Below are 10,454 nucleotides of genomic sequence, written 5' to 3' on the forward strand. Positions count from 1 at the left end.
TCGAGGTGGGCGAGCAGGCTCACCGCCTTCTCGACCAGGGCCGCGTTGCTCGGGGCGAGGGTCCCGCGCGACAGGTACAGGTTGTCCTCGAGCCCGACCCGGACGTGGCCGCCCGCGGTGGCGGCCACGTCCGGGTCGGGCTGGAGGACAACAACTACTACTCCCGGGGCCAGCTCGCGACCAACGAGCAGCTCGTCGCCCGCACGGTGCGGATCGTCAAGGAACTGAATCACGAGCCGGCGAGCCCGGCCGAGGCGCGCGACATCCTCGGCCTCAAGGCCGTCTGAGGAGGCATCGATGCGCGCCCTCCGCTCCGCCCTGCTGGCGGGCCTGATCGCCTTCGCCCCCGCGCCGGTGCGGGCGGAGGGCGCCGTCTCCGGCGATCGCGTCAAGATCGGCGTGCTCGCCGACATGTCGACCGCGATGTCCGGCAATTACGGCACCGGCAGCGTCACCGCCGCACGCCTCGCGGTCGAGGATTTCGGCGCGACCGTGCTGGGAAAGCCGATCGAGATCGTGTCGGCCGACCACCAGAGCAAGCCGGACGTGGCGAGCACGCTGGCGCGGCGCTGGTACGACGTCGAGGGGGTCGACATGATCACCGACCTCGGCAATTCGGCGGTGGCGCTCGGCGTCCAGGCGCTGGCGACGGAGAAGGGCCGGATCGCCCTCATCACCGGCTCGGGCTCGACGGTGATCACCGGGGCGCAGTGCTCGCCCAACGGCGCGCTCTGGGTCATCGACACCCATGCGCTGTCCCGCGCCATCGCCAAGCCCCTGGTGGAATCGGGCGAAAAGACTTGGTTTTATGTCGTCGCCGACATCACGCTCGGAAAGTCCTTCGTCGCCGACGTGACGCCGGTGGTCACGGGCGGCGGCGGCAAGGTGGTGGGCCAGGTCTTCCACCCCCTGCTCTCGCCCGATCTGTCGTCGCAGATCCTGCAGGCGCAGGCCTCCGGCGCCGGGGTGATCGCGCTCTTCAACGTCGGCGGCGACGCGATCAACGCGGTCAAGCAGGCCTCCGAGTTGCCGATCGAGGACGTCATGACCCATGGCGGGCGCCTGCGGCCGGACGGGCGGGTGATCCGCGAGGTCTCGCTGTTCCGGGTCAAGCGGCCGGAGGAATCGACGGGGGAATGGGACGTGATGCAGCGGGTGGCGACGCTGCCGGGCGACGAGGCGTTCCGGCCGCTCGACCAGAGCGACTGCCCGCTGGTGAAGGGCAAGCCATGATCCAGGCCGTGACGACGATCCCCGCCCCCGCCCTGGAGCATGTCTTCGACGCCCGCATCCTGGTCGCGGTGCCGGTCGAGGTCGGCGAGACCACGGCCGGCAGCCGGCGGGTCATCGCCATCACGGGCGGCACCGTCACGGGCCCGGGCCTCGCCGGACGGGTCCTGCCCGGTGGAGCCGATTACCAGACCATCGCGGCCGACGGTCTCACGCAGCTCCATGCCCGCTACGTCGTCGAGGCCGAGGACGGCGCGCGGATCTACGTCGAGAATACCGGCCTGCGCTTCGGGCCGCCCGAGGCGCTGGAGCGCCTGCGTCGGGGCGAGCCGGTCGATCCCGCGCTGATCTACTTCCGCTCCGCTCCCCGGTTCGAGACCGCGGCGCCTCGCCTCGCCTGGATGCAAACGAGCTTGTTCCTCGCGACCGGGGCGCGGGCGCCCGACCACGTCGCCCTGAGCGTCTACCGGGTCGCGTGACCCTCAAGGGCCGACCGGCGGCGTCTCGGCTTCGCCGGAGAGGGCCACGGCCACCGTCCCGCCCTCGACCAGCGTGAACACGATGCCCGCCTTGCGCAGGGCCGCGAGGACGTGGGGACGCGAGCGCGAGGTCGGTCCCTCGGTCTCTTCCTCGAGGCGCCGGACGGTGGAGAGCGACAGGCCGCTCGCCCGCGCGAGGTCGCTGAGGGTCCAGTCGAGGAAGCCGCGGGCCGCCCGCAGGTGACAGCCCTCGATCGCCTGCTCGACCTGGCGCGGCAGCGACCCGCAGGGGGCCGCCGTCTCGCCCTCGCGCGGGGTGATCACGACGGTCCAGCTCATCTGGTCCGCCGCCTCGTCGCGCAGGGGCACCATCGTCATGCGGAACGGCGCCCGCCCGCCCGCGGCGAGGCGCAGGGTCGGCTCGATGCTGAACGGCCGCCCGGCCGCGGCGAGGCGGGGCAGCTCCTCGCCCCAGCGCGGCCATTCCTCCGGCACGATCGGGCTGAGCCAGTTCGCCCGCACGTCCTCGCGACCGAGGCCGACGAGCGCCAGGAAGTCGGGGCCGTACCCGGTCGGCGGCAGGCTGGCCTCGGTGTAGATGAAGACCTGCGCCTGCTGCGCCAGGCTCGCCCGGCGCTGCTGCTCCAGCCGGTGCAGCTCGGCCAGGCGCTCGCGGTCGGTCACGTCGAGCAGCACGCCGGTCACCGCCACGGGCCGGCCCTCGGCGTCGAAGAACACCTCGCCGCGGCTCACCACGGTGCGCGACGTCCCGTCCGGCCGGATCAGCCGCACCGTGTGGCTGCCGCAGATCCCGGTCTGGACGATCTGGGCGGCATCCTCCAGCACGTCGCGGTCGGCGGGATGGACCAGGCGGAGCAACCGCTCGTAGCTCGCCGTCTCGCTCTCCGGCAGCCCGAGCAGGCGGTAGAGTCCGGACGACCAGACCTGGCGGCCGGTGCCGAAATCCCAGCGCCACGCGCCGGTGAGGCCGAACGCCTCGATCAGGTGCATGAAGTCCTGGGAGGTCGGATCCGCCTGCCGGACGATCCCGTCCATCGACGCGGTCATGGTGCGTCGCCGGCCCGCGCCCGTCCGCCGCCGGTCGTCTCAGGACGGTGCCGCCTCGCGACGGACGAAGGCTGCGGATGGTCGCCGACGGCTCTGCCAAGCGTCCAGATCTCGCTCTTCAAGGTCGATATTCCCAGAAAGACGGCTGTGCCGCATCGCGGACCGGACCGATCCGCAACGTCCGCATTCGATTGTACGCTATTGATTAGCGCTGGGGCAACCGTGCCGTCCGCATGGCCGTTGCGGATGGCCGCCGCCCCCTTGCGACACGAGGGTGCGCCGGATCGCCCCGATCCCGCGAGAGGTAGCGGCTGCGTCACGACGCAGCAGCCCAACGAACGCCCGCGTTGGAACGAAGATAAAACTTCTCTCCAAGCAGGTTTTGACAACAAACATATTCTCTTCTGTTCATGAAAATGGAAAACCGTGTCTATTGCTGGGAGGGCTCTCGCTGACCTATCTACTGCGGTGCGGTTGCCATCCAGGCAGCCTTCCATCCACGCCGGGTTTTACCATGCGTCCTGCCATCTTCGATCCGTTCGGCGAGCGCCTGGACCTTCGACCCGGGTCGGATACGGCCGGCACCGCAGCACCCCGTCGCCGCCGGACTCGGCGCATCGTCGGCGCGGTTCTCTTCTGGGTCCTGGCGGCCGGGCTGATCACCGCGCGCGGCGCCTTCTTCGATCCCAGCACCGCCTTCGGTCCCGATGCGCCGGCCCGCGTCGCCGCGACGCAAGAGGGCGCCGTTGCCCAGACCCTGGCTGGAACGGACGCGCCGGTCCTGCGCTGATCGCGCCGTCGGCCGCCGCGTCCCGTTGGTGCGGCCCACCTCCCATTCCTGTCGTGCCGTCTCCGTCCTGAACGGTTCCCGGTCAAGACATCCCGCCCTGCGCGCAAGCATCGCTCTTCAGGAACCGCACCCGGCATCCCACATCCGGCGCGTGACGAGGCGCTGACGCCTCCGGGGCCGCGAGGCCCCGTTCCGTAACCGGAGCGACCCGATGCTGTTCTTTCGCAAGCGTGCCGAGATGCCGGCCCCCGACCAGACCCTGCCGGGCCGGCCGACCCCCCTGCCGACGGCCGAGCGTCACTTCGTCAACGGCCGTCCGCTGAAGGGCCCCTATCCGGCCGGGGTCGAGACCGTCGTGTTCGGTCTCGGCTGCTTCTGGGGCGCGGAGCGCAAATTCTGGCAGCTCGGCGACGGCGTCTTCGTCACGGCGGTGGGATACGCCGCCGGCACCACGCCGAACCCGACCTACGAGGAGGTGTGCTCCGGGATGACCGGGCACAACGAGGTCGTGCTCGTCGCCTACGACCCCGCCGCGATGCCGTTCGGCACCCTGCTCAAGACCTTCTGGGAGAGCCACGACCCGACCCAGGGCATGCGCCAGGGCAACGATGTCGGCACGCAGTACCGCTCCGGCATCTACCTGTCGGATCCGGCGCGCCTCGCCGAGGCCGAGGCGTCCCGCGACGCCTACGCCGCCGCCCTCAAGGCCCGGGGTTTCGGCCCGATCACCACGGAGATCCGCGACGGCGGCCCGTTCTACTTCGCCGAGGAGTACCACCAGCAGTACCTGGCGAAGAACCCGGGCGGCTATTGCGGCCTGGGCGGCACCGGGGTGTCCTGCCCGGTCGGCATCGGCGTCGCGGCCGAGTAGCCGGACGCCGCGAAGCGGATTCCGGAGAGCGGGACCGGCCTTCCACCGGTCCCGCCTCGGTGTCAGCGCGCCTTCAGCACCGTGCGGCAGGCGTCCGGCAAGCCCGCCAGCGTCATCGGCGGGCGCGGCTTGCCGGGCGGGCGCGGCTTGGGATTCAGGATCGCGTCCGAGAACCAGTAGGCGAGCTCGGGGCCGCAGCCGTCGCCGGAGGGCGGCGGATCCTGGTCGTGGCAGGCGGATTCGCCCGCCGGACAGTCGAGCCGGATGTGGAAATGGTAGTTGTGGCCGTAGATCGGCCGGACCTTGGTGAGCCAGCTCCGGTCCGAACCGGCCTCGCGGCACAGCGCCAGCTTGATCGCCGGATTGACGAAGATCCGCGCCACCTCGGGCTCGCGCGACACCATCTTGATCAGCCGCAGGTGCTCGGGCCGCCACACGGCCGGGTCGATGTCGCGCCGGTCGGGCCGCACCACGTTGGTGGCCGACATCTCCTCGCGCTCGGCGCGGGTCAGGCGCCGGTCCGGCATCGGGGTCAGCCAGATATCGGCGTCGAGGCCGAGCTGGTGCGAGGCGTGGCCCGTCAGCATCGGACCGCCCCGGGGCTGGGACATGTCCCCGACGAGGAGACCGGGCCAGCCCGCCTTGCGCGGTGCCTCGGCGGCGATCTTTTCCAGGAACGCGACGAGGCGCGGGTGGCCCCAGTTCCGGTTCCGGGACAGCCGCATCACCTGCCAGGTGTCGCCGTCGATCGGCAGCGCCTCGGCGCCGGCCACGCAGCCCCGCGCGTAACCGCCGATCGCTTGCGGCGGCAGGGCGGCCGGCGTCGTCGCGCGGCCGAACAGGGCCTTGGCGGGCGTCGACGGATCGTCCGGATTGGCGAGCGGCGGCAGCGGCTTCGGATGGAGGGTGCCCCGGTCCTGCGCGAAGGCGGGACCGGCGAGCGCGAGGAGGACCGTCAGGACGGCGGTGCGGCGAATCGGCATGGATCCCAAGCTCATGGCGCCCAAGCTAGCGCCCTGCTCGCGTCAGGGAAACCGCCTCGCGTTCCGCCATTCGCCGCAGCGTGTCCGGCCGGAACAGGCCCGGCGCGGCAGCGTTGCAGGAGCAAGGGAAACCTGACCCGGAGGCATTCCGATGACCACTGTCGCGCCGACGATCGGCGACCGTTCCGACATGGGCAGCCTGACCACGAACGAGACCAGCGCCCTCATCGCCAGCGACCGCGTCGAGGGCACCGCGGTGCGCCGCCCCAACGGCGACAGCATCGGCCGCATCGAGCGGCTGATGATCGAGAAGGCCTCCGGCAAGGTGGTCTACGCCGTGATGAGCTTCGGCGGCTTCCTCGGCATCGGCGAGGGCTACTACACCATCCCGTGGTCGACGCTGCGCTTCGCACCCGAGATGGATGCCTACATCCTCGATCTCACCGAGGAGCAGCTGCGCGCCGCGCCCCCGGCCTCGGCGGAGGGCAACGACCCCTCCTTCGATCGCGGTTGGGAGGAGCACGTCCACCAGTACTTCAAGGCGACGCCGTACTGGAGCGTCTGACACGGAAAGGTCTGGGCCCGTTGCCGGCGGACGCGCCTCACGGCGCTTCCGCCGGCACGCCGGACAGCGCCCAGCGGCACAGGCTCGACTCCTTGACCCTCAGGCAGTCATAGGCGGTGCCGCCGATCACCACCCGCTCGGCATTGCCCTCGATCCGATCCGGGCCGAACCGGGCGCAGCCGAGATGGTCGGCCTTGGGATCGGCCAGCCGTGCCTTGATCGCCGTCTGATCGCTCCCCGTCTCCGCCATCAGGATGCGCAGGTTGGCGAGCGAGCCGCAGGCCAAGACCTTGGCGGGTACGGCCGCCTTCTCGGGTGCGCCCCGGATCGGGGGCTTCTTCTGCGCCGCCGCCGGCCCGGCGACGAGGCCGAGTGCGACGCCGAGCGTCAGGCCAAGCGTCAAGCCGGGCGCGGCGAGGACGCGTTTCACGCGCCGCCCCTCACCGGCCCCCATTCATAGGCCGCCCATGCGGCGCACCAGCGCCCATTCCGCCTCGCTCACCGGCTGGACCGAGAGGCGCGAGTTGTTCACGAGCACCATCTCCCGCAAGGCGGGCTCGGCTTTGATCGCATCCAGGGTGACGGGCCGGGGCAGGGCGACCACCGCCTTGAGATCCACCATGCCGAAGCGGCCGGTCTCGTCGGTGTGGTCGGGATAGTAGGTGCGGATCACCTCGACGATGCCGACCACCGCCTTGCCCTCGTTCGAGTGATAGAAGAAACCTTGCTCGCCGAGGCGCATCGCCTCCAGGTTCTTGCGGGCGACGTGGTTGCGCACCCCGTTCCAGTAGGTCCCGGCCTCGCCCGCGGCGACCTGGTCGTCCCACGACCAGACCGAGGGCTCGGACTTGTAGAGCCAGTACGCCATCCCGTCGTCTTTCCACGCTCGCAGCCGCTCGCGCTGCGCGCGCCTCCCATCGCCCGATCCGGGGGCGTGAGTCCAGGGGGAACGGCTCCCGTGGTCCTGCGGTCGCCTGCCCCAGGGTTCGATCGGTTCACGGTCGAACGGGCACCGGTCAGACCGTGAAAACCGCACGCGCTCCGTCGTCGACACGGCGACCGGCACGACAGAGACCTGTAGGATCCCGCTGGCGCCGCGAGGTACGGGCGGGGGACGACGATGGATTGGACTTGGCTGCTCTCGGCGAGTGCGTTCGCGGTCGCGATGTCGGCGACGCCGGGGCCCAACAACACCATGGTGGTGGCCTCTGGGGCGACCTACGGCTTCGCCCGCACTGTGCCGCACATGCTCGGCATCGCGGCGGGCTTTCCGGTGATGCTGATCGTTCTCGGCACCGCCGGCCTGCCGCTGCTCACCGATCCGCGGGTCCACGCCGTGCTCAAATGGGTGGGGGCCGCCTACCTGCTCTGGCTTGCCTGGAAAATCGCCGCCGCCGAGCCTGATCCTGCGGTCGCGGCCGCGAAGCCCGGCGCGCCCGGGCGCCCCCTCGGCTTCCTGCAGGCGGCGTTGTTCCAGTGGGTCAACCCGAAGGCCTGGATCATCGCCGCCGGGGCGCTCGCCACCTACACGGCGGAGGGGCAAGGGGCGTCACCGGCGGCGACGCTGCTGCTGGCCCTCGTCTTCGGGCTCGTCGCCGTCCCGTGCGTCGCCCTGTGGACGCTCGTCGGCGTCGGCACCGCCCGGGTGCTGCGGTCGCGCCGAGCGATGCGGCTGTTCAATCTCGCGATGGCGGGATTGCTGGTCGCGTCCCTCGTCCCCGTCCTCGCCGAGTAGCGAGCGGCGTTTCCCGTGAAACGTTTTCGTCTCGAAATGAAACGGGCGCGGATCCGGACGATGGTGATCGTCCAGGCCCGCGCCGCGCGAGTTCGACAATCCGACGCGGTGTCGACCTTACGCGATCCCGCCCTGGGCCTGGGCCTCGGCAGCCTTCTGGCGGTAGAGGCCGACGAAGTCGATCGGATCGATGTAGAGCGGCGGGAAGCCGCCGTTGCGCACCGCGTCGGCGATGATCTGGCGGGCGAACGGGAACAGCAGCCGCGGGCACTCGATCATGACGGCCGGATGCATCTGGTCCTGCGGAATGTTGCGCAGGCGGAAGATGCCCGAATAGGTCAGCTCGAACGCGAACAGCACCTCGGCGCCGATCTTGGCGTCGCCCTCGAGGCGCAGGTCGACCTCGAAATCCTCCTCGGCGAGCTGCTTGGCGTTGACGTTGACCTGGATGTTGATCTGCGGGCCCTGCTGCTGCGGCTGCAGCGAGCGCGGCGCGTTCGGGTTCTCGAAGGAGAGGTCCTTGGCGTACTGGGCGAGCGCGTTCAGGGTCGGGGTGAGGTCGTCGGGCTGCGCCGCGGCGCCACCGTTGCCGTTCGGGAGCGGGGAATCGGCCATGGCGGAGAGTTCCTTCGAGGGCTGGACGTAACGACGGGCCGTCGCACGCTGGCGCGCAAATCGGCGCGCGCGACGGCGGGGTTGCGGCTATCATGCCCGCACCGCGTGAACAAGCAGAGCCGCCGATCGCCCTCCCCGAACCCCTGACCCGACGACGCCTTCGACTCGACGACGGGATGCGGCACTTGCACGGGGACGGGCCCGGGCGTGGGCCATCTCCGTGGACGGTGCCTGGATACGGCGGGCCCCCGGCCCCATATCCTGGTGAATGGCCCGTCGGGCGGCGCCGGTCCGGGGCTGGCCGAGGTTCTGGCGAAGGTTTTTGCCAAGATTCTTGCCACGCCCCGGGCCCGGTGCCAAAGCCGTCGACGCGCTGGAGATGTCGTACGCTGTGCCGGGGCGGTCGGGGTGCTCCGCGCGAAGCCGCCAAGAACGGACCGATGAACGGATCGATGATGCAGGATTCTCTCGACCTTACGACCCTCATCTTCCTCGGGCTCGCGGTCTTCGTGATCTGGAAGCTCCGGTCCGTTCTCGGACAGAAGACCGGGAGCGAGCGGCCGCCCTTCAACCCGCTCGCCCGACGCGAGGAGCCGCCGCCGGCCGCCTCGCGCGACGGCGACAACGTCGTGCGGCTGCCGGGAGCCGGCCCCGAGCGCGCTGCGGCCGCCCCGGTGGCGACGGCGGTGCCGCGCAACTGGAAGGGCGTGGTCGAGCCGAACTCGCCCGCCGCCCGCGGCCTCGACCAGATCCTCCAGCAGGAGCCCGGCTTCGATCCCCGCGGCTTCGCCGACGGCGCGAAGGTCGCCTACGAGACCATCGTCACCGCCTTTGCCAAGGGCGACCGCAAGACCCTCAAGACCCTGCTCTCCCGCGAGGTTGCCGACGGGTTCGAGCGGGCGATCCAAGGCCGCGAGCGCGCCGGCCAGACCGTCGAGACCACCTTCGTGTCGATCGACCGGGCGGAGATCGTCGGGGTCGACGTGCGCAACCGCGTCGCCCAGGTCACCGTGCGCTACCTCTCGAAGCTGATCACCGCGACCCGCGGGCCGCAGGGCCAGGTGGTCGACGGCAGCCCCGACAAGGTGGTGGACGTGACCGACGTCTGGACCTTCGCCCGGACGCTGGGAAGCCGCGATCCCAACTGGCAGCTCGTCGCCACCGAGGCCGGGCAGTAGGCACTGCCCCGCCCGGCTCCCGCCGCCATCGAGGCGCTGCGGGCGCCGGGCCCCGGGATCATGCCGGGCGAGCGGCTTGATCCTCCGCCGGGCATCGGCGAAAATCGGGCGGACATCGCGTCGCGCGATCGGACCTCAGCATTCCCGCACACCCCACCGTCTCGGGGCCGGAGCCCGCCATCATGCCGCCGGCCGTCGGCCTTCCCCGTTCCTCCGGTGCCCGCCTCGGACGTCGCCCTCGCAGGATCCCTGGCAGCAGGACCCCTTGCAGGATGTCCTCGGGCCGACGTCCCCGCACCGGATCGCCCTCCTCCGCCCTCCTCCTCGCCGGCATGATCGCCGGCTCCCTGGCCGGACTCTCCGGCGCCCGCGCCGATGCGGCATTGCTGCGGGTCGGTGAGGCCGTGCTCGAACCCGTCGCCCTCGACGCGCTCCCGGGTTTCGCCGGAGACGATCTCGCGGCCGCCCTCGCGACCTTCCGGGCGACCTGTGCGCAGCCCGCCGCCCCTGTCCTCGCCGAAGCCGCGCCGAAGGCACCGTCGCAGGATCTGGCCGTGGCCTGCGCTGCCGCCGCGACCGTGCCGCCTGAGGGTGCGAAGGGCTTCTTCCTCCAGAATTTTGCCGCCTACCGGGTGCTGCGGCCGGCCCGCGAGAACCCGGCCGAGCGTCAGGCCGGCTTCCTCACCGGCTATTTCGAGCCCGAACTCGTCGGCTCCCCGGTGCCGACGCCGGACTTCACCGTGCCGGCGCTGGCGCGCCCCGACGACCTCGTCTCCCTCGAACCGGGCGAGACCCGGCCGGGCCTGGACCCGTCCCTGCGCGCGGCGCGCCGCGACGGCGAGGCGTTCCGCCCCTATCCCGACCGGGCGGCGATCGAGGACGGAGCGCTCGGCCCCCGCACCCGCCCGCTGCTCTGGCTGCGGGCGGGTGCGGGGGCCGA

At 71.5% G+C, this 10,454-nt stretch carries 14 protein-coding genes and 1 pseudogene; 9 read left to right on the plus strand and 6 right to left on the minus strand.

From position 1 onward, the window contains the following. Positions 1–128 (minus strand): annotated as a pseudogene (locus tag QR78_RS33445) (3-keto-5-aminohexanoate cleavage protein); the annotation flags it as partial. Between QR78_RS33445 and QR78_RS30255 the strand changes: the two are divergent. The 3 genes from QR78_RS30255 to QR78_RS30265 are packed head-to-tail and all read left to right on the plus strand — an operon-like array spanning position 105 to position 1,709. Further along, complete coding sequence (locus QR78_RS30255; protein WP_048431337.1) at positions 105–287, plus strand: 3-keto-5-aminohexanoate cleavage protein; 183 nt, start codon at positions 105–107, stop codon at positions 285–287. The pseudogene QR78_RS33445 and the gene QR78_RS30255 sit on opposite strands and share 24 nt — an antisense overlap. Before the next feature lie 10 nt (positions 288–297). Beyond that, positions 298–1,233: an ABC transporter substrate-binding protein gene (locus tag QR78_RS30260; RefSeq protein WP_048431338.1), complete on the plus strand. Its 936-nt coding sequence runs from the start codon at positions 298–300 to the stop codon at positions 1,231–1,233. Beyond that, a complete protein-coding gene (locus tag QR78_RS30265; protein WP_048431339.1) occupies positions 1,230–1,709 on the plus strand; it encodes a DUF3237 domain-containing protein in 480 nt (159 codons plus the stop codon). The genes QR78_RS30260 and QR78_RS30265 overlap by 4 nt, the downstream gene beginning before the upstream one ends. Before the next feature lie 3 nt (positions 1,710–1,712). Here the strand turns inward: QR78_RS30265 and QR78_RS30270 are convergent, their stop codons facing one another. Continuing rightward, positions 1,713–2,777 (minus strand): PAS domain-containing protein, encoded by a 1,065-nt coding sequence (locus QR78_RS30270; protein ID WP_048431340.1) that lies wholly within the window; start codon positions 2,775–2,777, stop codon positions 1,713–1,715. 514 nt (positions 2,778–3,291) lie between these two features. Between QR78_RS30270 and QR78_RS30275 the strand changes: the two genes are divergently transcribed. Then, positions 3,292–3,567, plus strand: coding sequence for a hypothetical protein (locus QR78_RS30275; RefSeq protein ID WP_048431341.1), 276 nt, complete (start codon positions 3,292–3,294; stop codon positions 3,565–3,567). A gap of 211 nt (positions 3,568–3,778) precedes the next feature. After that, positions 3,779–4,438, plus strand: coding sequence for a peptide-methionine (S)-S-oxide reductase MsrA (gene msrA / locus QR78_RS30280; RefSeq protein WP_048431342.1), 660 nt, complete (start codon positions 3,779–3,781; stop codon positions 4,436–4,438). Positions 4,439–4,500: 62 nt separating this feature from the next. Here the strand turns inward: msrA and mepA are convergent, their stop codons facing one another. Continuing rightward, the gene (mepA, locus tag QR78_RS30285; RefSeq protein WP_048431343.1) at positions 4,501–5,421 is read right to left on the minus strand and encodes a penicillin-insensitive murein endopeptidase; all 921 of its coding nucleotides are present in this window, start codon (positions 5,419–5,421) and stop codon (positions 4,501–4,503) included. 190 nt (positions 5,422–5,611) lie between these two features. Between mepA and QR78_RS30290 the strand changes: the two genes are divergently transcribed. Then, positions 5,612–5,986: a PRC-barrel domain-containing protein gene (locus tag QR78_RS30290; RefSeq protein WP_048431348.1), complete on the plus strand. Its 375-nt coding sequence runs from the start codon at positions 5,612–5,614 to the stop codon at positions 5,984–5,986. 37 nt (positions 5,987–6,023) lie between these two features. Here QR78_RS30290 and QR78_RS30295 read toward each other — a convergent pair whose 3' ends face one another. Further along, positions 6,024–6,416 carry a hypothetical protein gene (locus QR78_RS30295; RefSeq protein ID WP_125901313.1) on the minus strand — a complete coding sequence of 131 codons (393 nt, stop codon included), beginning with the start codon at positions 6,414–6,416 and terminating at the stop codon, positions 6,024–6,026. Positions 6,417–6,440: 24 nt separating this feature from the next. After that, entirely contained in the window at positions 6,441–6,854 is a 414-nt protein-coding gene (locus tag QR78_RS30300) for an EVE domain-containing protein (protein WP_048431345.1), read from the minus strand. 252 nt (positions 6,855–7,106) lie between these two features. Here QR78_RS30300 and QR78_RS30305 point away from each other — a divergent pair, with 252 nt between their 5' ends. Next, entirely contained in the window at positions 7,107–7,721 is a 615-nt protein-coding gene (locus QR78_RS30305) for a LysE family translocator (RefSeq protein ID WP_048431346.1), read from the plus strand. A gap of 117 nt (positions 7,722–7,838) precedes the next feature. Here the strand turns inward: QR78_RS30305 and secB are convergent, their stop codons facing one another. Then, a complete protein-coding gene (gene secB, locus QR78_RS30310) occupies positions 7,839–8,336 on the minus strand; it encodes a protein-export chaperone SecB (RefSeq protein ID WP_048431347.1) in 498 nt (165 codons plus the stop codon). A 455-nt stretch (positions 8,337–8,791) separates the two neighbouring features. Between secB and QR78_RS30315 the strand changes: the two genes are divergently transcribed. Both QR78_RS30315 and QR78_RS30320 read left to right on the plus strand, forming a co-directional pair. Next, complete coding sequence (locus QR78_RS30315; RefSeq protein WP_179945859.1) at positions 8,792–9,514, plus strand: Tim44/TimA family putative adaptor protein; 723 nt, start codon at positions 8,792–8,794, stop codon at positions 9,512–9,514. Positions 9,515–9,786: 272 nt separating this feature from the next. Beyond that, positions 9,787–10,454 (plus strand): MltA domain-containing protein (locus QR78_RS30320; RefSeq protein WP_425284307.1); only part of this gene is annotated, 668 nt, incomplete at its 3' end.

The organism is Methylobacterium indicum (assembly GCF_001043895.1).
In the GTDB taxonomy this organism is placed as follows: Bacteria; Pseudomonadota; Alphaproteobacteria; order Rhizobiales; family Beijerinckiaceae; genus Methylobacterium; species Methylobacterium indicum.

Excerpts from the sequence above, each read along its gene's own strand:
- QR78_RS30260 (WP_048431338.1), top strand. The coding sequence starts at position 298 with ATGCGCGCCCTCCGCTCCGCCCTGCTGGCGGGCCTGATCGCCTTCGCC.
- QR78_RS30265 (WP_048431339.1), top strand. The coding sequence starts at position 1,230 with ATGATCCAGGCCGTGACGACGATCCCCGCCCCCGCCCTGGAGCATGTC.
- QR78_RS30270 (WP_048431340.1), bottom strand. The coding sequence starts at position 2,777 with ATGACCGCGTCGATGGACGGGATCGTCCGGCAGGCGGATCCGACCTCC.
- QR78_RS30275 (WP_048431341.1), top strand. The coding sequence starts at position 3,292 with ATGCGTCCTGCCATCTTCGATCCGTTCGGCGAGCGCCTGGACCTTCGA.
- msrA (WP_048431342.1), top strand. The coding sequence starts at position 3,779 with ATGCTGTTCTTTCGCAAGCGTGCCGAGATGCCGGCCCCCGACCAGACC.
- mepA (WP_048431343.1), bottom strand. The coding sequence starts at position 5,421 with ATGCCGATTCGCCGCACCGCCGTCCTGACGGTCCTCCTCGCGCTCGCC.
- QR78_RS30290 (WP_048431348.1), top strand. The coding sequence starts at position 5,612 with ATGGGCAGCCTGACCACGAACGAGACCAGCGCCCTCATCGCCAGCGAC.
- QR78_RS30300 (WP_048431345.1), bottom strand. The coding sequence starts at position 6,854 with ATGGCGTACTGGCTCTACAAGTCCGAGCCCTCGGTCTGGTCGTGGGAC.
- QR78_RS30305 (WP_048431346.1), top strand. The coding sequence starts at position 7,107 with ATGGATTGGACTTGGCTGCTCTCGGCGAGTGCGTTCGCGGTCGCGATG.
- secB (WP_048431347.1), bottom strand. The coding sequence starts at position 8,336 with ATGGCCGATTCCCCGCTCCCGAACGGCAACGGTGGCGCCGCGGCGCAG.
- QR78_RS30315 (WP_179945859.1), top strand. The coding sequence starts at position 8,792 with ATGCAGGATTCTCTCGACCTTACGACCCTCATCTTCCTCGGGCTCGCG.